The organism is Xanthomonas sp. NCPPB 3200 (assembly GCF_056393585.1).
The window spans coordinates 3,555,931-3,577,780 of the sequence record NZ_CM150785.1 but is presented as its reverse complement, the minus strand read 5'-3'; the positions used below and the strand labels follow the sequence as shown (position 1 = coordinate 3,577,780).

Sequence of the window (21,850 nt, the reverse complement as noted above, 5' to 3'; positions counted from 1 at the left end):
CCCACGCTTCCTGGCTCCCATGTCGGCCCCTTCCTCGCGTACTGCGGCATCGCCGCGCTGGTTCGTCGCCGGCGACCTCAATGGCTTCTTCGGCCTGGTCGTCGACAATCTCTCCATCCTCGGTTTCATCGCGATGGCGTTGGTCGGGATGTTCCAGTTCCCGGCCGAGGTGGTGTTCGGGCGCATGTTTCCCGGCACCGCGTTCGGCGTGCTGGTGGGCAACCTGCTCTACACCTTGATGGCACGGCGGCTGGCTGCACGCACCGGGCGCGACGACGTCACCGCGATGCCGCTGGGCCTGGATGCGCCGACCAGCATCGGCATGGCGCTGTTGGTGCTGGGCCCGGCGTTCGTCGGCTTCAAGGCACAGGGGCTGGACCCGCAGGCGGCTGCCATCGCCACCTGGAAACTCGGCATGGCCGCGCTGGTGGTGATGGGCCTGCTCAAGCTGGTGCTGTCGTTCGTCGGCGAGGCGGTCACGCGCGCGCTGCCGCGCGCGGCCTTGCTGGGTTCCATCGCCGGCATCGCGCTGGTGTTGATGGGCTTGCTGCCGCTGCTGGAAACCCTGCGTTCGCCGGTGGCCGGCTTCGTCACCCTGGGTTTGCTGCTGTACGTGCTGCTGGCCAAGGGCCGGTTGCCGACCAAGTTGCCCGGCGTGCTGGTGGCATTCGTGATCGGCACTGCGCTGTACTACGGGCTGGGACTGGCCGGCCTGGGTGCACCGGGCTTCGCGGTGCCGGAATGGACGCCGCCGCAGATCGTGTTGCCGCTGCCGAACCTGGGCTTAATCGACGGCCTGCCCGCCACGCTGGCGTACCTGCCGCTGCTGCTGCCGTTCGGCCTGTTGATGGTGGTGGGCGGCATCAATGTCAGCGAGAGCGCACGCGCTGCGGGCGATGACTACCGCACCCGTGACATCCTGCTGGTGGAAGCCCTGGCGACGCTGGTCGCAGGCGTCTGCGGCGGGGTGGCGCAGACCACGCCCTACATCGGCCAGCCGGCCTACAAGCACATGGGCGCGCGCTCCGGTTACACGCTGCTGACCGGCCTGTTCGTCGGCATCGGCGGCATGCTCGGTGTGATCTCCGGCTTGGTGCAATGGCTGCCACTGGCGGTGCTGGCGCCGATCATCGTGTACGTGTCGATCGACATCACCACGCAGGCGTTCCAGGCCACGCCCAGGCAGCACGCCGGTGCGATGGTGCTGGGCTTTCTGCCGTCGGTGGCGTACCTGCTGACCATCAAGGCACCGGGCTGGATTGCGCCGGATCAACTGATCGAACTGACCACCAAACTCGATGGGCATGGCCTGCCGGAGCTGGCGGTGATCTTCGCGTTGGGCAATGGCTTCATCATCACCGCGATGCTGTGGATCGCCGCCGTGGCGGCGATGATCGATGGCCGCCTGCGCCGTGGTGCGGTGTTCCTGCTGGTGGCCGCGGGGCTGACGCTGTTCGGCCTGATCCATTCGGTGGACCCGCGCGGCGGCATCTATCTGCCGTGGTCGCTGCACGGCCTGGCGCGTGTGATCAGCTGGCAGTTCGTGGGTGCCTATGTCGCGCTGGCGGTGACCCTGCTGCTGCTCTCGCTGCTGCCCGCACGCAAGGAGGCAGTGCAATGACATCCTGCTCCAGCATGTTGCGGGTGATCATCGGTGGCGCACTATTGCTTGGCGCCGGCGGTGCCTGGGCGGCGTCGTTCGATTGCAAGCAGGCAGCCACGGCGGTCGAAAAACGGCTGTGCGCGGTGCCGGCGCTGGGCAATCTGGACGATCAGCTGGACGAGTCCTATCGGGCGCTGCTGGACACCACGCCGCGTAGCGCGGTTGCAGGCGTGCGTGATCAGCAACGCGCCTGGCTGCGGCAGCGCAATGCCTGCGCGCAGGACGCCAAACTGGACGACTGCCTGCAACGCACATTGACGGCCAGGGCCGATGTGCTGGCCAAGGCGCTCGTTGCGCAACAACAGGCGCTGGATCGCATCATCGCCTTGATTCCCACTGCGCCTGCCGACGCCGCGCGCCAGCTGCAGGGCTACGACACGCCGCTGGCTTCGGCGTGGCTGGCGTATCTGCATCAGTTTGTCCCCGCCGCGGGCGTGGATGCGAAGCTGGCGAGTGCGCGGTTTGAAAGTGCGCGCAAGGCGCTGCGCAAGGTCGACGACTTCGCCGCATCCTTGCTCGACGATGTGGATGGCATGCCCGCCATGCAGGCGCAGGAACGCGTACTGACATTGCTGCGGATGTGGATCGAACGCGACAACAGCGATCACCGTCCTTACGTGCATTGCTTCATCTTCGCCGCAGTGGGCGAGCCGGCGTATGAGGCGTTCGGGTCGCTGTATGGCTCGACACGCGACGGGTTCGCGCCGATCTGCGAGCCGCCGGGCGGTCTGTTTGCATTGGCCAGCTGGAAGCAGCTGGATGCCGGCTTCGACGGGTTGATCGAGGCGCTGAGCAAGGATGCCGGCACCATTCGCTACGCCAGTTACGCCGAGTGGAAAATCATCGCGTTACGCGCGTCGGTATCGCCATTGCTGTACCTGACCCCGGCATTGCGCAAGCGCTACGGCGAGGATCCGGACAAGGCGATTGCGGCCTGGACCGGGGAAGACAGCGACTGGCCGGCGGCACAGCGCAAGGCCGTGCGCGCGTTGCTGCCGAAGGTGCGCGCCGACACGGCCGCATGGCTGGTGCGCGAGAAGCGCCTGCCTGCGAAGCAGGCCGAGCAGGCGGCCGCCGCCATCGTGGCGGCCTGGGTGAACGCGCGGCTGGATTTCGCAAGCTGAGAGCGGCGGAGACAGCCACTCGCGGCCATCGGGCGGGCGGCGTTGTTGCTTGATGCGGCGATGCTGGGCGTTCTGGTTCGAGCGTTGGCGATGTGGGTGAGCGAGAGCCAAAGCCAAACCAGAGCTGGAGCATGCGATCTGTGGCCTGGCTGCAGGGCCCTTGCCCGCCCACCCTCGCAGGACACGCCGCAAGTACGTCCCTGTAGGCTCTTACGCGGCATCCATGCCGCGTAAGGTCCCGCGACGGTGAGCGGGCAAGGACCAGTGGAGATGGTCGGTGTGCACGGTGAGAGCAGTGCGTGATGCGCGTTGTTCGATACTCGACGTCCGACACACGCGCGACAAGCGGCTTTTCACGAGATTGCTTTTGGTGTTGTGCTCCAAAGGACTGGACGACGCCGATGTATCAGCTGCAGAGCGGCTGATCTGCCGGGTGGCTGCAGGGCCCTTGCCCGCCCACCATCGCAGGACACGCCGCAAGTACGTCCATGTAGGCTCTTACGCGGCATCCATGCCGCGTAAGGTCCCGCGACGGTGGGCCGGCAAGGACCAGTCGAGATGGTCGGTGGTTTGGTTGCAAGCAAAGCATGGTGTGCGTTGTTCGGATCACCGTGCGTTCGATCAGCTTTCCAGCGCAGACCGAGTAACGGCAGCGGCTCAACAAAGCAACCTGCAAACTTTTCAGCATCCCGACGCAAGACTTGCAATCGCAACAGGCAGCTTTTCATTCGACCACCAACCAACCTCCTGGCGCGGTGTCCTTGCCGGTTGCGGGACTCTTGGCGGCATGGATGCCGCCAAGGAGCCTCCACGGACGGATTCACGGCGTGTCCCGCAAGCGGTGAGGGCATCGCGCCCCTTGATCACTGAGTTGTGACTGCATCGGACTTCGCTAAGCGCGTGATCGGTTCGCAATGAGAAGGGTGGTCACAGGTATGTCGTTGCCAGTTCTAGCGCTGCAGCCAGCGTTTCCTGCCAGAGACAGGCATCCTCGCGTGCCAATCGCCCTTGTGCGATGCACATGGTCTGCTTGATCGCGTCATCGCCGCACATCGATGGAACCACCGCGATATCTGGTTGTCACACCATGGATGTCGTCGATGTAAGGAGTTTCACGATGCAATCCAAGTCTTCGCGTTGGCCGTGGCTGCTGGCGGTGCCGGTGGTGGCTGGCGCCGCCTGGTGGCTATTCAGCGGGTCACCCACGGCGCCGGGCACGTTGCCTGCGCCGATCAGCCAGACCGCCAGCGCCGTGGCAGCGGCGGTGACCCCCGCGCCGCCGGCACCGGCCGGGCCGCGCCATCCGGTGCAGCAGCCCTCGGCCGATGCCGCCGACGCCGCGATTCCTGCGCTGGCACAGAGCGATGCCGCTGCGTGGCAGGCCTTGGTGGAGTTGGTGCAGGACGATGGCGCCTTGTCGATCGTGCTGCGCAAGCACCTGATCGAACGCGTGGTGGTGATGATCGACAATCTCACCCAGCCCAGCATCAGCCGTCGCGCCTCGGTGCTGCAGCCGGTGGCGGGCGAGTTGGCAGTGTCCGATGCCAGCGGCAGTGTGGTGATCGATCAGGCCAATGCGGCCCGGTATGCGCCTTATGTGGCGGCGTTCACCCAGGTGGATGCGCAGGCGCTGGTGCGCAGTTATGTGCGTTTCTATCCGCTGTTCCAGCAGGCTTATGCCGATCTTGGCGCGCCAGACCGCTACTTCAACGACCGCGTGATCGACGTGATCGATCATCTGCTGCGCACGCCCGATCCGGTACAGCCGATCAAGGTGCAGCGCGACGAGCGTGGCCGTTATCGTTTTGTCGATCCCGCGTTGGAGTCGCTGTCGGTCGGTCAAAAGGCGCTGCTGCGGTTGGGGCCTGCGCAAGCGGCTGCAGTGAAGGCGCAGTTGCAGCGGATCCGGGCGGCGTTGCTGCAGGGACGTTGACGCAGCGTGTGATGACGTGAGGAGAAGGCCGCCCGAATGCGGCCTTGCATGCATGGATGCAGCGTCGTGCGCCAGCCCAGCAGGGAAACAACGCAACTTCGGCGGCACGCGGTGCATCACGCGCCGCCATCGCTTACGCCGCATCCAGCTCCGGATAGTGGCGGAAGATGCCGCTGGTATTGAACGCCACGCGTCGTTCGGAGGCGAGATAGGCCGCGATGCGCGGGCGGGCGGCCACGCGCTCCTGCAAGGCCTTCAGGCCGGGAAGATCGGCTGACAGTGTCTTCATGCGCTTGGGGAACATGTATTCCAGCCCGCTGATCAGCTGGAACAACGACAGATCCACATAGGAATGCGTGCCAAGCACATGCGTGCCGCCGGCCTGTTGCAGCACCTGCTCGAAGTGGCCCAGGAACTTGGGCAGGCGGTTGTCGCGCAGATCCTTGGCGCGCTTGGCTGCCTCGGCTTTCTGGTCTTCGTAATACAGGCCGGTGGCGATCGGATGATGGCTGTCGTGCACCTCGGCCACCAGGTCGGCGATGGTCAGCTGCAACTGCAATGCCTGGATGCGCTGTGCGTCCGAGTCCGGCACCAGCTGCAGTTGCGGTCCGATGACATGCAGGATGGCCGCCACCTGCGCAACCACCGTGTCGCCGGCCTTGAGGAAGGGTGGTGCGAATGGCTGCGCGCCGGCCTGGTGGCCTTCCAGAAAGGCATTCATCACCTCATCGCCTTCGACGCGCGCCACATCGGTGTAGTCGGCGCCGGCGTCTTCCAGTGCGAGCCGGACGAATTCGCCACGGCCCTGCAGGCCGGTCCAGTAATAGAGCTGATAGTGCATGCGCTGCTCCGCGATCGATGGCGCTACAGCGTAGAAACCGCGCGGCTAGGCGGGCGTGAGCGAAGCGTCAGCGGGCTGTGACCCGATATCGTCGTGCGGTTGCGCCAGCAACCAGGCCAGCTTGCGCGCCCGCGGTTGCTGCTTGAGCTGCCACTCTGCGCGCGAGGCGGCGGCGCGGTCCGCATACGGATGGCTGGCAAGCAGCTCCAGCGGCGGGTTTGCACGGGTATAGCGCGCGCCGGTGCCGCGCTGATGCGCCTGGAAGCGCCGCTCCAGATCGTTGGTGATGCCGGCGTAATAGCTGCCGTTGCGACACAGCAGCAGATAGAGGTGCCAGGGCTTGGGTGCATCCATGGGCCCATTATCGCCATTGGCCTGGTGTCGTGCAGCGATGGTCTTGGCGAGCGCTGGGCACGGACGGTCGACACGCGGCGGCGCGTGAGTGAATAACCACCTAAACATTGGTTATTTGACGCTCGCGGCCGCTGCAAACAGCATGCGCTACTGCGTTGCAGCGCCGTGTCGGTCTGCACTGCGGCCGGGTCGCCGTGCATGCATGGCGCTGGCCAATTCGCAAGAAATCTCCCCACGCTGCTGCACGACAGCCGACGCCACGAAAGGACGTACATGCCTGCGCGACACCGGACCCCTGCAAGGATCCTCGCTGCTTCGAGATGGTTGGCCAGGCCGCAGGTGCTGGCGTGGAGTCTGGTGTGGGCATGTGCGCCGGTGCTGGCCGATGAAGTGAGCGAGGCTGCTGCGACGCCGGAGCACGCCGCGCAGACCCTGGGCGCGGTCACCGTGACCGCCACGCGTCGCGAAACCACCTTGCAGCAGGTGCCGGTGGCGGTGTCGGTGGTGCAGGGCGAGACGCTGGAGCGCGAAAACCGCAACAGCGTGGCCGACCTGCCGGCGCTGGTGCCCAGCCTGAGCTTTCGCAACGGTGCCTCCAACAAGGACACCTCGTTGTTCCTGCGTGGCGTGGGCACCATCTCCACCTCGCCAGGGGTCGAGCCCAGCGTGGCGACGGTGATCGACGGCGTGGTGCTGGGGCGTCCGGGCCAGGCCACGCTGGACCTGCTCGATGTCGAGCGCATCGAGGTCCTGCGCGGGCCACAGGGCACCTTGTTCGGCAAGAACGCCTCCGCCGGCGTGCTCAATATCGTCAGCAGGCCGGCGCCGGAGCTGTTCGGCGGCTATGTGGATTACTCGCACTTCGGTGGCGGCGACGAAGACCGCGTGCGTGCCAGTGTCGGCGGCACGCTGGTGCCGGAGCTGCTCAAGGCCAGCGTGTCGGCATTGTGGGCCGAGTACGGCGGCAACGTGCGCAACGTGGCCGACGGCCAGACCGTCAACGGCTACCGGCGCGCCGGCGCGCGCTTGCGGCTGGACCTGAGCCCGAACCCTGGCTTGAACGCGACGCTGCTGGCCGACTACCTGCAATCGCACAGCGACGCGCCCAGCGGTGTGGTGGTGGACAGCACGCGCGCCGACTTCGCCGCGGCGCTGGCACCGGTCGTCGCCAGGGACGACAACCGCCAGATCAACAGCGATTACCGCACGTATCTGGACGACATCAACAAGGGCGCCTCGCTGCAGCTGGACCAGCAGCTCGGCGATGCGCTGCTGACCTCGATCAGCGCGTGGCGGCAATGGGACAACACCCAGTTTCAGGATGGCGATCGCACCGCGCAACGCAGCGCGGCGTTTCCGTCCTCGCACGACCGTGGCGACCTGGGCTACACGCAGTATTCGCAGGAGTTGCGCATCCAGACCCCGCGCGATCGTGCGGTGGAGGCGGTCGCCGGGCTGTATTACCTGCATGCGCGCAATGACGAAACCTACCGCCGCACGGTGACGACGCCCACCGCCAGCAACGTGGGCGTGGCCGATTACGCCACCCGCGCGAAAACCTATGCCGCCTTCGGCGAGGCCACCTGGCATTGGCGCCCGGATCTGCGCGCGCTGCTGGGCGCGCGCTTCACCCGCGACACGCTCGACTACCAGCATCAGCGCCTGTCCAGCTCGGCAACCGCAGTCACCGGCATCCAGCCGTCCACCGCAAGCAGCGGCAGCACCGCAGAAAACGGCGTGTCCGGCCGCACCGGCCTGCAATACGATTTCGACGCGCGGACCACCGGTTACCTGACCTATTCGCGCGGCTACAAGGGCCCCGCCTACAACGTGTTCTTCAACATGCAGCCGCGCGATACGCCGGCGCTGAAACCGGAGACCTCCAATGCCTGGGAGCTGGGCCTGAAGGCGCGCGCCCTGGACGATCGCCTCAGTGCGAACGTGGCGCTGTTCCATACCGACTACGCCAACTATCAGGCTAACTTCTTCGACACCGTGGCCGGGCAGGTGGTGACGCGCCTGATCAACGCCGGGCAGGTGCGCACGCAGGGCCTGGAACTGGATCTGGACTACCGGCCCACCGAGCGGCTCAGCCTGGCCGCCTCGCTGGCCTACACGCAGGCGCGCATCCAACGGTTTGCCTGCCCCACCGCAGCGGCGGCCAACTGCAATGTCGACGGCCGGCCGTTGCCGTTTTCGCCGGACTGGAAGGGCAATCTGCGCGCCGGTTACCGGGTGCCGTTGCGCGGCAGCCTGGCGCTGGAATTCAATGGCGACGTGAGCTGGCAGGACAGCGTGCAGTACGACCTCAGCCAGACCCCGCAGACCATCCAGGGCCCGTACGCGATCTGGAATGCCAGCATCGCACTGGCCGACGATGTGCATGGCTGGCGGGTGGCGGTGCTCGGCCGCAATCTCGGCGACCGCTCATACGCCCCGCTGCTGGCCAATGCCACCGGCAACGTGTTCCGGCTGGTGCCGCGCGACGACCAGCGCTATGTCGGGCTGCAACTGCACAAGGATTTTTGACGATGTCCGTGATGTTCTTCGATGCTGATTCGAGCAATGCAGGCGCACCGCACGGTGGGCTGCCATGAGCGCTGCACGACAGCTCTCGCTCGGTGCGTTCCTGATGGCCACCGGCCATCACGTGGCCGCATGGCGGCACCCGCAGGCCAGTGCCGACCCGCTGGTGTTCGACCATTATCGCGAGATGGTGCGCATCGCCGAAGCCGCCAAGTTCGATGCGGTGTTTGTCGCCGACAGCCTGGCTGCAGCTGGTGGGCCGGTGGCGTCGCGGATGGCGCGTTCCAGCCTGTTCGAACCGCTCACGCTGCTGAGTGCGTTGGCGGTGGTGAGCGAGCGCATCGGCCTGATCGCCACCATGACCACCAGCTACAACGAGCCGTATCACGTGGCGCGCAAGTTCGCCTCGCTGGATCATCTGTCCGGTGGGCGTGCCGGCTGGAATCTGGTCACCTCCGATGCCGCCGACGAAGCATTGAACTTCAACCGCGACGCGCATTACGTGCATGCGGAGCGCTATGCGCGGGCGCGCGAATTCCAGCAGGTGGTCGCGGGGCTGTGGGACAGCTGGGACGACGATGCCTTCATCGCCGACACCGCTGCAGGCGTGCACTACGATCCGGCGCGGCTGCATGTGCTGGATCATCGCGGCGCGCACTTCCAGGTCCGCGGCCCGCTCAACATCGCGCGTGCGCCGCAGGGGCATCCGGTGCTGGTGCAGGCCGGCTCGTCCGAGCCCGGGCGCGCGCTGGCTGCGGAAACCGCCGAGGTGGTGTTCACCGCGCAATCGTCGCTGGCCAAGGCGCAGGCGTTCTATGCCGACATCAAGGGGCGGCTGGAACAGTTCGGGCGCGCGCGCGATGCGTTGAAAGTGATGCCGGGTGTGTTCATCGTGGTCGGGCAGAGCCAGGCCGAGGCGCAGGACAAGTTTGCGCAGTTCCAGGAGTTGGTGGAGCCGGAGGTCGGCATCGCGCTGCTGTCGCGCATGCTGGGCAACTTCGACCTGTCCGGCTATCCGCCCGATGGCCCGTTGCCGGAATTGCCGCTCACCGAAACCGGCCAGCGCAGCCGCCAGCAGTTGTTCACCGAGCTGGCCGGACAGGAGCAGCTGAGCATTGCCCAGCTCGGTCGGCGCATCGCAGGCGGACGCGGGCACTACAGCCTGATCGGCACGCCGACACAGATTGCCGACGAGCTGCAGGCCTGGTTCGAAGGCGGGGCCGCGGACGGTTTCAACGTGCTGGTGCCGCATCTGCCCGGCGGCCTGGCCGATGTGGCCACGCACGTGGTGCCCGAGCTGCAGCGGCGTGGACTGTTCCGGCGTGAATATGCAGGGCGCACCCTGCGCGATCATCTGGGGCTGGCACGCCCCGTCAATCGCTTCAGCGCACGCTGACTCACCGGATACCCTGATGACCTATCTCGCACATCCCGATCGTTACGACCGTATCGCCTACCGCCGTGTCGGCCGCAGCGGCCTTGTCCTGCCTGCGCTGTCGCTGGGCCTGTGGCACAACTTCGGCGACAGCACACCGATCGACACGCAGCGCGCATTGCTGCGGACCGCCTTCGATCTGGGCATCACCCATTTCGATCTGGCCAACAACTACGGCCCGCCGTATGGCAGCGCGGAAATCAACTTCGGCCGCCTGCTGCGTGAAGACTTCAAGCCGTATCGCGATGAATTGATCCTCTCCACCAAGGCCGGCTGGGACATGTGGCCGGGTCCGTACGGGCAGGGCGGCAGTTCGCGCAAATACCTGCTGTCCAGCCTGGATCAGAGCCTGCAGCGGCTGGGCGTGGACTACGTGGACATCTTCTACTCGCACCGCTTCGATGCGGACACGCCGCTGGAAGAGACCGCCGGCGCATTAGCCAGCGCAGTGCAGCAGGGCAAGGCGCTGTATGTGGGCGTGTCGTCGTATTCGGCGGCGCGCACGCGCGAGATCGCCGCGTTGCTGCGCGAGTGGAAGGTGCCGCTGCTGATCCACCAGCCGGCCTACAACCTGTTCAATCGCTGGGCCGAGCACGAGCTGTTCGATGCGACCGACGAGGTCGGTGCCGGGGTGATTGCATTCACGCCACTGGCGCAGGGCCTGTTGACCGGCAAGTACCTCAATGGCGTCCCCGGCGATGCGCGCGTGAATCGTCCCGGTGGTGACTCGCTGCGGCCGGAACATCTGTCCGAGGCCAACCTGCAGCGCGCACGTGGGCTGGATGCGATCGCGCAGCGGCGTGGGCAGAGCCTGGCGCAGCTGGCCCTGGCCTGGGTGCTGCGCGACCCGCGGGTGAGCTCGGCATTGCTGGGCGCCAGCCGCCCGGAGCAGTTGATCGAAAACGTCGCGGCCTTGCAGACGCCCGGGTTCAGTGCGGACGAGTTGGCCGAGATCGACCGCTTTGCGGTCGAGGGTGGCGTCAACCTCTGGGAAAAACCGTCCACCGGTTGGCAATGAGGAACGCTCCGATGCGCTACCGCTTTTTGATTGCTGCGTTGCTGTTGTCCGGCATCGCGTGGCTGCAACCCGCAGCGGCGGCCGAGCCGGCGCAGTTGCGTATCGGCTATCAGAAAGCGGTGTCCAGCCTGGTGCTGGCCAAGCAGCATCGGTTGCTGGAGCAGCGCTTCCCGCGCACCAGAATCAGCTGGGTCGAGTTTCCGGCCGGCCCGCAGCTGCTGGAAGCCTTGAACGTGGGCAGCATCGACCTGGGCGGTGCGGGTGATATTCCGCCGCTGTTTGCGCAGGCCGCCGGTGCCGATCTGCTGTACGTGGGCTGGGTGCCGCCCACGCCCAAGGCTGAGACCATTCTGGTGCCGGCCAAGAGCACGCTGCGGCGCGTGGCCGACCTCAAGGGCAAGCGGGTGGCCTTCCAGAAGGGTTCCAGCGCGCACAACCTGCTGCTGCGGTTGTTGGCCAAGTCCGGCCTGAGCATGCGCGACATCACGCCGTTGTATCTGTCGCCGGCCAACGCACGTGCGGCATTCGCGGCCGGGCAGGTGGATGCCTGGGCGATCTGGGACCCGTGGTATTCGGCATTGACGCTGGATGGCAGCGCACGCCTGCTCGCCAATGGCGAAGGGTTGGGATTGACCGGCGGGTTCTTTCTGTCCTCGCGGCGTTACGCCACCGCGTGGGGCCCGTTTGTGCAGCAGGTGATGCTGCAGCTCAACCAGGCCGATGGCTTGCTGGAGCGCGACCGCGCCGGCAGCATCAAGGTGCTGGCGCAGGTCAGCGGGCTGTCGCCTGCGGTGGTCGAGCGCACGCTGACGCATCGCCCGCCGGCCAGCGTGCAACCGCTCAGCGCCGAGGTCATCAAGGCGCAGCAGGCCACCGCCGATCTGTTCTACGCGCAGCGCCTGCTGCCCAAGCGCGTGCTGGTGGCGCCGGCGGTATGGCGGGCGCCCGCAGTTGCTGCGGTGCAAGCGGCAGGCAAGCAGGCGGCGGGCAAGTGATGCACGCCAGCAGTACTACACCCGCACGCAGGAGCGCATGCGCAGGCCAGAACGCATGCTCAGCACCCGTGAGCGGGCAGACGCACGCCGTTGTTTCGCTGCATCGCCCAACCAACAAGGCCGTGCGATGAGTCGTCGCTCGCAGCGTTTAGGCAACGTGCTGGTGCCCTGGCTAGTGCCGCTGGCCTTGCTGGTGGCCTGGCAGGTCGCGGCCTCCGGCGGCTGGTTGCCGCAGCGCATCCTGCCCGCACCGGATGCGGTATTGCGTGCCGCAGTGACGTTGGTACAAACCGGCGAGTTGTGGCAACACCTGGCCATCAGCAGCTGGCGTGCGGCGGTGGGCCTGGCCATCGGCGGCAGCATCGGGTTTGCGCTGGGCCTGCTCACCGGCGTGTCGCGTGTGGCCGAACGCCTGCTCGACAGCACCTTGCAGATGCTGCGCAACGTGCCGCATCTGGCGCTGATTCCGCTGGTGATCCTGTGGTTCGGGATCGACGAGGGCGCCAAGCTGTTCCTGGTGGCGCTGGGCACATTCTTCCCGATCTATCTCAATACCTATCACGGTATCCGCAGCGTGGACCCGGCCTTGATCGAGATGGCGCGCAATTACGGCTTGCGCGGCCCGCAGCTGTTTGTCGATGTGTTGTTGCCCGGCGCATTGCCGTCGATTCTGGTCGGCTTGCGCTTTGCGTTGGGCCTGATGTGGCTGACCCTGATCGTGGCCGAAACCATTTCCGCCAGTTCCGGCATCGGCTATCTGGCCACCAACGCACGCGAGTTTCTGCAGACCGACATCGTGTTGGTGGCCATCGTGCTGTACGCGCTGCTCGGCAAGCTGGCCGATCTGGCCGCACGCGGGCTGGAAGCCTGGTGGCTGGGCTGGCATCCGGCGCAGCAACAGCGTGCGGAGCTGCGCCGGTGAGCGCGGCCGACACCGGCCTGCCGCTGAGCCTGCGCGGCATCGGTAAGCGCTACGGCGACAGCGAGGTCTTGCGTGGCGTCGACCTTGAGATCGCGCCTGGCGCCTGCGTGGCGGTGGTCGGGCGCAGCGGCTGCGGCAAGAGCACCTTGCTGCGCGTGATCGCCGGGCTGGAAGCGGCCGATACCGGCACCGTCGACAGCGGTCATGCAGCGCTGGCTGCGCAGCGCGATGCGGTGCGGCTGATGTTCCAGGACGCGCGGCTGCTGCCGTGGAAGCGCGTGATCGACAACGTGGCGCTGGGCCTGGGGCGTGCCGGGCGTGCGCAGGCACAGGCGGCGCTGGATGCGGTGGGGCTGGGTGCACGCGGTGGCGAGTGGCCGGCGGCGCTGTCCGGCGGTCAACGCCAGCGCGTGGCCCTGGCGCGCGCACTGGTACACCGGCCGCGGCTGCTGTTGCTGGACGAACCGCTGGGCGCACTGGATGCGTTGACGCGCATCGAGATGCAGCAGCTGATCGTGCAGTTGTGGCGGCAGTACGGCTTCACCCTGGTGCTGGTCACCCACGATGTGGCCGAGGCGAGTGCGCTGGCCGATCGCATCGTGCTGATCGAGCATGGCCAGGTCGGCCTGGACCTGCCGGTGCCGGTGCCGCATCCGCGTGCCCCCGGCGCGCCGGCCCTGGCGGCAATCCAGGCGCAGGTGCTGTCGCGTCTGCTGGGGGCATCGCACCTTCCGGCGCCAGCGGCTGCGGAGAATCCTGCCGTGGCGCCTGCGTCGCTGCCGCTGCGGCGGATCGTGTAACGACGTGTCCGTCGGCCTGGGGTAATCCAGGTCAGTGGGCGAACCAACACCGCCCAGCCCAGGCGCCACCGTGTGTGAGCCGGTCCTGCTGCCCCGCATCGGCACCTGCGCAGCCGCCAAACCTTGAAACCCCGCACGGCAGCCGCATCTGCACGGTATCGTCGGCGTCGCCGGCCACCAGTTCAGAGGATTATCCCCATGCGGATGGACAAGCTCACCTCGCGGTTCCAGCAGGCGCTGGCCGACGCGCAGTCGCTGGCCGTGGGCCGCGACCACAACATCATCGAGCCGGTGCACGTGCTCGCCGCATTGCTCGACCAGAGTGGCGGCAGCACACGCCCGCTGCTGTCGCAGGCCGGCGTCAACGTGCCGCTGCTGCGCGAGCGGCTGGGCGAGGCGCTGGACACGCTGCCCAAGGTCTCCGGGCAGGAAGGCAACCTGTCGATCGGCAACGATCTCAACCGCCTGCTCAACCAGACCGACAAGCTGGCCCAGCAACATGGCGACGCCTTCATCGCCAGCGAGTGGTTCGTGCTGGCCGCCGCCGACGATGCCAGCCCGCTGGGCGTGGCCCTGCGCGCGGCCGGCGGCGACAAGAAGAAGATCGAAGCCGCCATCGACAAGTTGCGCGGCGGCGAGACCGTGCAATCGGAAAACGCCGAGGAACAACGCCAGGCGCTGGAAAAATACACCATCGACCTGACCGCACGTGCGGAGAGCGGCAAGCTCGATCCGGTGATCGGCCGCGACGAAGAAATCCGGCGCACCATTCAGGTGTTGCAGCGGCGCACCAAGAACAACCCGGTGCTGATCGGCGAACCCGGCGTGGGCAAGACCGCCATTGTCGAAGGCCTGGCGCAACGCATCATCAACGGCGAAGTGCCCGAAGGCCTGCGCGGCAAGCGCGTGCTGTCGCTGGACATGGGCGCGCTGATCGCTGGCGCCAAGTTCCGCGGCGAGTTCGAAGAGCGGCTGAAGGCGGTGCTCAGCGACCTGTCCAAGAACGAAGGCCAGATCATCCTGTTCATCGACGAGCTGCACACCATGGTCGGCGCCGGCAAGGCCGATGGCGCGATGGATGCCGGCAACATGCTCAAGCCGGCGCTGGCGCGCGGCGAGCTGCATTGCATCGGCGCCACCACGCTGGACGAATACCGCAAGTACATCGAAAAGGACGCGGCGCTGGAGCGGCGCTTCCAGAAGGTGTTCGTGGGCGAACCGACGGTGGAAGACACCATCGCGATCCTGCGTGGGCTGAAGGAGCGCTACGCGGTGCATCACGGCGTGGAAATCACCGACCCGGCGATCGTTGCCGCCGCCACCTTGTCCAACCGCTACATCACCGACCGCCAGCTGCCGGACAAGGCGATCGATCTGATGGACGAGGCGGCATCGCGCATCCGCATGGAGATCGACTCCAAGCCGGAGGAACTTGATCGCCTGGAGCGCCGCCTGATCCAGCTCAAGATCCAGCGCGAGATGCTGAAGAAGGAAAAGGACGACGCCTCGCGTCAGCGCCTGGCCGATCTGGAAACCGACATCGACAAGCTCGAGCGCGAGTTCTACGACCTCAACGAGTTGTGGAAATCGGAAAAGGCCGCGCTGCAGGGCACCACCAAGGTCAAGGAGCAGATCGAGCACGCCAAGCTGGAGCTGGAAGCCGCGCAACGGCGCCAGGACTACGCCAAGATGAGCGAGATCCAGTACGGCGTGCTGCCGCAGCTGGAAAAGCAGATGGCGCTGGCCAACGAGGTCGAACATCACGACTTCAAGCTGGTGCAGGACCGGGTGACCGCCGAGGAAATTGCCGAGGTGGTGTCGCGCTGGACCGGTATCCCGGTCAACAAGATGCTCGAGGGCGAACGCGACAAGCTGCTGCGCATGGAAGACGAGCTGCATCAGCGCGTGGTCGGCCAGAACGAGGCGATCAAGGTCGTCTCCGACGCGGTGCGGCGTTCGCGCGCCGGCCTGTCCGATCCCAATCGCCCGAGCGGCTCGTTCCTGTTCCTGGGCCCGACCGGCGTGGGCAAGACCGAGTTGTGCAAGGCGCTGGCGGATTTCCTGTTCGACAGCACCGAGGCGATGATCCGCATCGACATGAGCGAGTTCATGGAGAAGCATTCGGTCTCGCGGTTGATCGGCGCGCCTCCGGGCTATGTGGGCTATGAGGAAGGCGGCTATCTGACCGAGGCGGTGCGGCGGCGCCCGTATTCGCTGATCCTGCTGGACGAGGTGGAAAAGGCGCATGCCGATGTCTTCAACATCCTGCTGCAGGTGCTCGACGACGGCCGCCTGACCGATGGCCAGGGCCGCACGGTGGACTTCCGCAACACTGTCATCGTGATGACCTCCAACCTGGGCTCGCACCAGATCCAGGAGCTGTCCGGCGACGGCAGCGCCGAGGCCTATACGCAGATGAAGGCGGCGGTGATGGGCGTGGTGCAGGCGCATTTCCGCCCGGAGTTCATCAACCGGCTCGACGACATCGTGGTGTTCCACCCGCTGGACAAGGCGCAGATCAAGTCGATCGCGCGCATCCAGTTGCATGGGCTGGAAAAACGCCTGTCCGAGCGCGGCCTCAAGCTGGACCTGGACGATGCCGCGCTGGAATTGCTCGGCAATGTCGGTTTTGATCCGGTGTATGGCGCGCGCCCGCTCAAGCGTGCGATCCAGTCGCAGGTGGAAAACCCGCTGGCCCAGCAGATCCTGTCTGGTCAGTACCTCGGCGGCGACACCGTGCGCGTGCGTGCCGAGGGTGGGCGGCTGGTGTTTGGCAAGACCTGAGTGAGTAAGGATCGTCCCGCAGAATGCGGGACGATCCGCTGACGTCGGGCAACGTGTTCGGATGGTGTTCCGGGGCAAGCAGTCTCCCGGTACTATCGGGCCAGAGACCCAAGGAAGAAACACAGATGCGCATGGCTGATCTGATCATCGGTATCGTCATGTGGACAGGCTCGGCAGTTGCAGGCCACGCCGCCCAACCACCGGATTTCGTGGCTGCCGTCGATGCTTATGAAGCAAAGGACTATTCGCGCTGCGCGGAAATTTTAGGCTCGCTGCAACGCGCTTCCATCCCGTTTCCACAAAATGCGCAGCTGCTGCAGGTGGAATGTCTTGCGGCAGCTGGCCGCACCGATGAAGCGTTGCGTTATCTCGATTCGGAGATTCCGCACGGTCGTATCGCTGCCGAAGACCTGCGTGGTAAAGATCGTCCCGGACTCAATCGACTACGCAAGACCGAGGCGTGGCCGGCGTTGTTGGCGAAGGCAGAGCGTCTTGGTGCGCAGCAAAATGCTTTTTTGGATCAAGCGCTGCGACAGGAACTGCTGGCGCGTGTTGAAAAGGACCAGCAGGTCCGTCGCGCCGCGATTGCTGCCGGCGGAAAGCCGGAAGATTGGGCACCCATCGCACCGGTCGATCGCGATAACACCGCATGGTTGAAGCAAGTCGTCGCACGCCAAGGCTGGCCAGGCAATGCACTGGTTGGAGAGGACGGCGCAGAGGCCGCGTGGATACTGATACAGCATGCCGATGCAGATCCGACGTTTCAGGCGCAGATGTTGCCATTGCTGGAAGCGGCGCTTTCCCGCAGAGATGTAGCGGCAGACCATGTTGCGTTGCTGACTGATCGCGTGTTGCGTGCACAAGGCAAACCGCAGCGTTACGGAACGCAGTTTGAGACCGAAGCAGACGGGCACATGTCGCTGCAACCTACCGAGGACGAAGCGGGACTCGATGCGCGGCGGCGCGCAGTGGGGTTGCCGTCCATTGTCGATTACAAGCGGATGCTGCAAGAGACGTATCACACGCCAGTGCGTTGATCGTCGCGCACTGGGTACGCAATCGCGTAGTCAATCCGGGCGTCAAGGGAACTAACCGCTGGCGATGTCGTCATGGCGTGCTGGCATGAGGTGCGGGCCGGTAGCCGGGTATTGTCGAATGTCCTGTCCGAGCGAGCCGCGCCATGACCGATCCGCAGTGGAAGCCCGAAACCATCGCCGTGCACGGCGGCTATCAGCCCGATCCCACCACGCGGGCGGTGGCGGTGCCGATCTACCAGACCGTCGCCTACGCCTTCGACGATACCCAGCATGGCGCGGACCTGTTCGACCTCAAGGTGCAGGGCAATATCTACAGCCGCATCATGAACCCGACCAACGCCGTGCTGGAGCAGCGCGTGGCTGCGCTGGAAGGTGGCATCGGTGCGCTGGCACTTGCCTCCGGGCAGGCCGCGGTGACCTATGCGATCCAGACCATCGCCGAGGCCGGCGACAACATCGTCTCCTCCAGTGCGTTGTATGGCGGCACCTACAATCTGTTCGCGCATACCTTGCCGCAGTTCGGCATCGGCACGCGCTTTGCCGATTATCGCGATCCGCAGGCGTTTGCCGGCTTGATCGATGAACGTACCAAGGCGGTATTCGTCGAGTCGATCGGCAATCCGCGCGGCAACATCACCGATATCGAGGCCGTGGCCGCGGTGGCGCATGCGCATGGCGTGCCGCTGATCGTGGACAACACCGTGGCCACGCCGTCGCTGCTGCGGCCGATCGACTTCGGCGCCGACATCGTGGTGCACTCGCTGACCAAGTATCTGGGCGGCCATGGCAACAGCATCGGCGGGGCGATCGTGGACAGCGGGCGCTTTCCGTGGGCGGCGCACAAGCAGCGGTTTCCACGCCTCAACGAGCCGGACGTGAGCTATCACGGCGTGGTCTATACCGAAGCGCTGGGCGAGGCGGCATACATCGGCCGTGCGCGCGTGGTGCCGCTGCGCAATACCGGCGCGGCGCTGTCGCCGTTCAACGCATTCCTGATCCTGCAAGGCATCGAAACGCTGCCGTTGCGGATGGAGCGCATCAATGCCAACACGCTGGCGATTGCGACGTATCTGCAGCAGCACCCGCGGGTTGCCTGGGTCAATTACGCCGCGTTGCCGGATCATCCGGAGCATGCGTTGGCGCAGAAGTATCTGGGCGGGCATGGCTCGGGCGTGCTGACCTTCGGCCTGCCCGGCGGGCGCGCGGCCGGCGCGCGTTTTCTGGATGCGCTGCAGTTGTTCACGCGGTTGGTGAACATCGGCGATGCGAAGTCGCTGGCAACGCATCCGGCATCGACCACGCACCGTCAGCTGGGCCCGGCCGAACTGGAACATGCCGGGGTCAGCGAAGACACGGTGCGGCTGTCGGTCGGCATCGAGCACATCGACGATCTGCTGGCGGATCTGGAGCAGGCGCTGCAGGGGGCGTGAAGTTTTAGAGCCCCTTTCTGGGTTGGAATAGGCGAAGAGCGAGCTGGCCTCCCTCCAACGTGGCGCCAAGGCGCAGCTTGCGTGCCACCGGCGCGTGACTTGGTGCCCCCCGCGCTGGCAGGGCGGGCCGTGGCGCGGAGTGGGGCTTGGGGTGAGCGGTGAGGGGTGAGGGGTGAGGTGTAAGGGTACGGCGAAGCACACTGCCTGTCGGTACTAGCTTCGGTCAGGGCGTCAGCGCGGCCGGGGATCGGCTCTTCGGCTCGGCAGACATCCTGTCTGACTCGCCGTCGCGGCACATCCCTGTGTCGCTCTCCGCCAATCCCCGGCCACGCTGCCGCCTCGGCACGTTGTTGCCGCGACTTCGAGTTGCCGCGACTTCGAAAAGTGCTGAACGCGGTCATGACGAAGTTACCCGAAGCCTCTCTCCCGTCGGGGAGAGGAGGCAAAGCTGGCGCGCCATGGGCGCGCGTGCCAGGGAGCGCCCGCGCCGCAAGCGCGGGCCGGGGCGTGGAGCTGGGATTGGGGTGAGGGTACGGGAGCGAAGCCCACTCGCATGTGCGAGGTGAAACTCGGTGGCAGACATGCGGTCATGCCGGCAGCCCCGGCATGCTGCTTTCAGCCATGGCATGAGGCTTCGCTCCGTACCCTCGTCCGCCCCTTCGGGGCACCTTCTCCCGGTGGGAGAAGGGATTGGTCCCCCCGGTGCGTGGAGACGCGTTGCGCCTGGCCGCCTGCCGCAGACCTCGGAAGCGCCTCTGGCCAATCCTGCTACCATGCGCGCCCCTGAGGTGACTGCCGGTTTGCCGGTGGTTTAAACGGGAATCTGGTGCGCGGATCGCCTTGGCGAACTGCAATGCCGGAGCTGCCCCCGCAACGGTGGGCGAGGTCAGATGCCGCAACACGCCACTGTGCAGTCGCATGGGAAGGCGCGGCATCGGAGGCGTAGGCTTCCACTCGCGAGCCCGGAGACCGGCCTGAGGGATTGAACCGGCACGCGGTGGGCGTGGCCTTGATCGTCTGGCGCTGCCGCGTTGGACGGCTGGCCCGTTGCTGCCTGCCGTCCCCATTGCCCCCGCGCGGGTAGGCGCGGTTCCAGGAGCAGCAATCGATGTCCGTTTCTTCCGTTTTGCCGCGTCGTGCGGTGCTGGCCGCGGGGCTGTCGCTGTGCGTGGCCACCCTGGCCCATGCCGAGGCGGCCCTCGATCTCGACCAGGTCGTGGTCACCGCCTCGCGTACTGCGCAGACCCAGGACCAGACGCTGGCGCCGGTCACCGTGATCGACCGCGCGCAGATCGAGCGTCGCCAGGTGAATTCGCTGCAGGACCTGCTGCGTGGCGAAGCCGGGGTGTCGCTGGCCAACAACGGCGGCCCGGGCAAGCCGACCTCGCTGTTCCTGCGTGGCACCGAGTCCGATCAGGTGGTGGTGCTGATCGATGGCGTGCGCATCGGCTCGGCCACCTCGGGCGGAGCGGCGTTGCAGGATCTGCCGATCGAGCAGATCGAGCGCATCGAGATCGTGCGTGGTCCGTTCTCCAGCCTGTACGGTTCCGAGGCGCTGGGCGGGGTGATCCAGATCTTTACCCGGCGCCCGCAAGGCCGCTTCGTACCCACCTTCAGCGCGGCGGCCGGCAGCGACAACGCGCGCCGCTATAGCGCGGGCCTGGCCGGGCGCAGTGAAGGCGATCTGAGCGAAAGCGGTGGCTGGTATTCGGCCAACGCGGTGCATGACGAAACCGACGGCATCAACGCGTATCTGGACACCAGCTCCAGCGACTACGACCCGGATCGCGATGGCTACCGCAACGATTCGCTGAGCATGCAGGGTGGCTGGCGCTTCAATCGCCAGTGGGACGCCGACGTGCATGCCTTGCGCGCGCAAAGCCGCAACGAATACGACGGCTCGGCCTTCGGCGGCAACCTGTCCAAGGGCGTGCAGCAGGCGGTCGGTGGCCGTGTGCGTTACGCGCCCACCGATGCGGTCAAGCTCACTGCCAGCGTCGGCAGCAGTTCCGACTTCAGCGATGCGTATTACGATGGTGCGTATCTGTCCACCTATGACACCCGCCGCAAGCAGGGCACGTTGCAGGCCGATATCGCTGCCGGCGCGGGCCTGTTCACGGTCGGCTTCGACTGGCAGCGTGACGCCATCGCCAGCAGCGACAATTACGATGCCGACAGCCGCATCGACCGCGCCGCATTCGCGCAGTGGCAACAGAGCTTCGGTGCGCAGTCCTTGCAGGCCAGCCTGCGTCGCAACGACAACAGCCAGTTCGGCGGCAAGACCACTGGCAGCCTGCTGTGGGGCTGGGATGTTGCCGAGCATCTGCGCCTGACCGCCAGCTACGGCACCGCGTTCAAGGCACCGACCTTCAACGAGTTGTATTACCCCGATTTCGGCAATCCGTTGCTGGGGCCGGAAACCTCCAGCAGCGCCGAGTTCGGCCTGCGCGGCAGCTACGACTGGGGCACCTGGACGCTGAGCGCGTTCCAGACCCGCATCGACGATCTGATCGCCTACGACGCATCGTTGGTGGATGCGGCGCATCCGTTCGGGCAGCCGAACAATATCGATCAGGCGCGCATCCGCGGCGTGGAAGCCGGCTACGACACCGAGCTGGCCGGCTGGACCGTACGCAGCGCCTTGACCTGGCTGCAGCCGCAGGCCGATGGCGAGGTCAACAACGGCAACTGGTTGCCGCGGCGCGCGCGGCAGAGCGGGCGCATCGATGCGGACCGCAGCTTCGGTGCATTCGGCGTTGGCGCGAGCCTGTTCGGGTCCGGCAAGCGCTTCGACGATCTGGCCAACACCGAGCGCCTGGCCGGTTACGGGTTGCTGGATCTGCGCGTGAGCTATGCCGTGACTGCGGACTGGAAGGTCTCGCTCACCGCCAACAACGTGTTCGATCGCCAGTACGAAACCGCACGCTGGTACGCGCAGCCCGGGCGCAATTATCTGCTGACGTTGCGTTATCAGGCCGCGCAGTAAGC

15 protein-coding genes and 1 riboswitch are annotated in these 21,850 nt (G+C 66.3%); of the genes, 13 read left to right on the top strand and 2 right to left on the bottom strand.

Annotation, left to right across the window (positions count from 1 at the left end):
- Positions 1 to 19: 19 nt before the first annotated feature.
- The 3 genes from AC06DU_RS15500 (at position 20) to AC06DU_RS15490 (ending at position 4,720) form a co-directional block, all read left to right on the top strand.
- Complete coding sequence (locus AC06DU_RS15500; protein ID WP_478202777.1) at positions 20 to 1,621, top strand: hypothetical protein; 1,602 nt, start codon at positions 20 to 22, stop codon at positions 1,619 to 1,621.
- Positions 1,618 to 2,787, top strand: a complete 1,170-nt coding sequence (locus tag AC06DU_RS15495) for a lysozyme inhibitor LprI family protein (RefSeq protein ID WP_478202776.1) — start codon at positions 1,618 to 1,620, stop codon at positions 2,785 to 2,787. The genes AC06DU_RS15500 and AC06DU_RS15495 overlap by 4 nt, the downstream gene beginning before the upstream one ends.
- 1,117 nt (positions 2,788 to 3,904) lie before the next feature.
- Complete coding sequence (locus AC06DU_RS15490) at positions 3,905 to 4,720, top strand: DUF3014 domain-containing protein (protein WP_478202775.1); 816 nt, start codon at positions 3,905 to 3,907, stop codon at positions 4,718 to 4,720.
- A gap of 133 nt (positions 4,721 to 4,853) precedes the next feature.
- Here the strand turns inward: AC06DU_RS15490 and AC06DU_RS15485 are convergent, their stop codons facing one another.
- The gene (locus AC06DU_RS15485) at positions 4,854 to 5,561 is read right to left on the bottom strand and encodes a glutathione S-transferase (protein WP_215824975.1); all 708 of its coding nucleotides are present in this window, start codon (positions 5,559 to 5,561) and stop codon (positions 4,854 to 4,856) included.
- A gap of 45 nt (positions 5,562 to 5,606) precedes the next feature.
- Complete coding sequence (locus AC06DU_RS15480) at positions 5,607 to 5,915, bottom strand: GIY-YIG nuclease family protein (RefSeq protein WP_047129181.1); 309 nt, start codon at positions 5,913 to 5,915, stop codon at positions 5,607 to 5,609.
- A 273-nt stretch (positions 5,916 to 6,188) separates the two neighbouring features.
- Here AC06DU_RS15480 and AC06DU_RS15475 point away from each other — a divergent pair, with 273 nt between their 5' ends.
- The 10 genes from AC06DU_RS15475 (at position 6,189) to btuB (ending at position 21,848) form a co-directional block, all read left to right on the top strand.
- Positions 6,189 to 8,444, top strand: coding sequence for a TonB-dependent receptor (locus AC06DU_RS15475; protein ID WP_226427334.1), 2,256 nt, complete (start codon positions 6,189 to 6,191; stop codon positions 8,442 to 8,444).
- A 64-nt stretch (positions 8,445 to 8,508) separates the two neighbouring features.
- Positions 8,509 to 9,837: an LLM class flavin-dependent oxidoreductase gene (locus tag AC06DU_RS15470; RefSeq protein WP_126966277.1), complete on the top strand. Its 1,329-nt coding sequence runs from the start codon at positions 8,509 to 8,511 to the stop codon at positions 9,835 to 9,837.
- Positions 9,838 to 9,853: 16 nt separating this feature from the next.
- On the top strand, positions 9,854 to 10,894 hold the full coding sequence (gene mgrA, locus AC06DU_RS15465; protein WP_478202774.1) for an L-glyceraldehyde 3-phosphate reductase: 1,041 nt from the start codon (positions 9,854 to 9,856) through the stop codon (positions 10,892 to 10,894).
- An 11-nt stretch (positions 10,895 to 10,905) separates the two neighbouring features.
- A complete protein-coding gene (locus AC06DU_RS15460) occupies positions 10,906 to 11,889 on the top strand; it encodes an aliphatic sulfonate ABC transporter substrate-binding protein (protein WP_155758340.1) in 984 nt (327 codons plus the stop codon).
- Between the two features lie 127 nt (positions 11,890 to 12,016).
- Positions 12,017 to 12,811 carry an aliphatic sulfonate ABC transporter permease SsuC gene (gene ssuC / locus AC06DU_RS15455; protein ID WP_478202773.1) on the top strand — a complete coding sequence of 265 codons (795 nt, stop codon included), beginning with the start codon at positions 12,017 to 12,019 and terminating at the stop codon, positions 12,809 to 12,811.
- Entirely contained in the window at positions 12,808 to 13,611 is an 804-nt protein-coding gene (locus AC06DU_RS15450; protein WP_478202772.1) for an ATP-binding cassette domain-containing protein, read from the top strand. Before ssuC ends, AC06DU_RS15450 begins: the two co-directional genes overlap by 4 nt.
- Positions 13,612 to 13,809: 198 nt before the next feature.
- Positions 13,810 to 16,395, top strand: a complete 2,586-nt coding sequence (gene clpB / locus AC06DU_RS15445) for an ATP-dependent chaperone ClpB (protein WP_478202771.1) — start codon at positions 13,810 to 13,812, stop codon at positions 16,393 to 16,395.
- Between the two features lie 125 nt (positions 16,396 to 16,520).
- The gene (locus tag AC06DU_RS15440) at positions 16,521 to 17,432 is read left to right on the top strand and encodes a DUF6624 domain-containing protein (protein WP_478202770.1); all 912 of its coding nucleotides are present in this window, start codon (positions 16,521 to 16,523) and stop codon (positions 17,430 to 17,432) included.
- 143 nt (positions 17,433 to 17,575) lie between these two features.
- The gene (locus AC06DU_RS15435) at positions 17,576 to 18,862 is read left to right on the top strand and encodes an O-acetylhomoserine aminocarboxypropyltransferase/cysteine synthase family protein (protein ID WP_478202769.1); all 1,287 of its coding nucleotides are present in this window, start codon (positions 17,576 to 17,578) and stop codon (positions 18,860 to 18,862) included.
- A gap of 769 nt (positions 18,863 to 19,631) precedes the next feature.
- Positions 19,632 to 19,854: riboswitch (cobalamin riboswitch) on the top strand.
- Positions 19,855 to 19,970: 116 nt separating this feature from the next.
- A complete protein-coding gene (btuB, locus tag AC06DU_RS15430; protein ID WP_478202768.1) occupies positions 19,971 to 21,848 on the top strand; it encodes a TonB-dependent vitamin B12 receptor in 1,878 nt (625 codons plus the stop codon).
- Positions 21,849 to 21,850 lie beyond the last annotated feature (2 nt).

Excerpts from the sequence above, each read along its gene's own strand:
- AC06DU_RS15500 (WP_478202777.1), top strand. The coding sequence starts at position 20 with ATGTCGGCCCCTTCCTCGCGTACTGCGGCATCGCCGCGCTGGTTCGTC.
- AC06DU_RS15495 (WP_478202776.1), top strand. The coding sequence starts at position 1,618 with ATGACATCCTGCTCCAGCATGTTGCGGGTGATCATCGGTGGCGCACTA.
- AC06DU_RS15490 (WP_478202775.1), top strand. The coding sequence starts at position 3,905 with ATGCAATCCAAGTCTTCGCGTTGGCCGTGGCTGCTGGCGGTGCCGGTG.
- AC06DU_RS15485 (WP_215824975.1), bottom strand. The coding sequence starts at position 5,561 with ATGCACTATCAGCTCTATTACTGGACCGGCCTGCAGGGCCGTGGCGAA.
- AC06DU_RS15480 (WP_047129181.1), bottom strand. The coding sequence starts at position 5,915 with ATGGATGCACCCAAGCCCTGGCACCTCTATCTGCTGCTGTGTCGCAAC.
- AC06DU_RS15475 (WP_226427334.1), top strand. The coding sequence starts at position 6,189 with ATGCCTGCGCGACACCGGACCCCTGCAAGGATCCTCGCTGCTTCGAGA.
- AC06DU_RS15470 (WP_126966277.1), top strand. The coding sequence starts at position 8,509 with ATGAGCGCTGCACGACAGCTCTCGCTCGGTGCGTTCCTGATGGCCACC.
- mgrA (WP_478202774.1), top strand. The coding sequence starts at position 9,854 with ATGACCTATCTCGCACATCCCGATCGTTACGACCGTATCGCCTACCGC.
- AC06DU_RS15460 (WP_155758340.1), top strand. The coding sequence starts at position 10,906 with ATGCGCTACCGCTTTTTGATTGCTGCGTTGCTGTTGTCCGGCATCGCG.
- ssuC (WP_478202773.1), top strand. The coding sequence starts at position 12,017 with ATGAGTCGTCGCTCGCAGCGTTTAGGCAACGTGCTGGTGCCCTGGCTA.
- clpB (WP_478202771.1), top strand. The coding sequence starts at position 13,810 with ATGCGGATGGACAAGCTCACCTCGCGGTTCCAGCAGGCGCTGGCCGAC.
- AC06DU_RS15440 (WP_478202770.1), top strand. The coding sequence starts at position 16,521 with ATGCGCATGGCTGATCTGATCATCGGTATCGTCATGTGGACAGGCTCG.
- AC06DU_RS15435 (WP_478202769.1), top strand. The coding sequence starts at position 17,576 with ATGACCGATCCGCAGTGGAAGCCCGAAACCATCGCCGTGCACGGCGGC.
- btuB (WP_478202768.1), top strand. The coding sequence starts at position 19,971 with ATGTCCGTTTCTTCCGTTTTGCCGCGTCGTGCGGTGCTGGCCGCGGGG.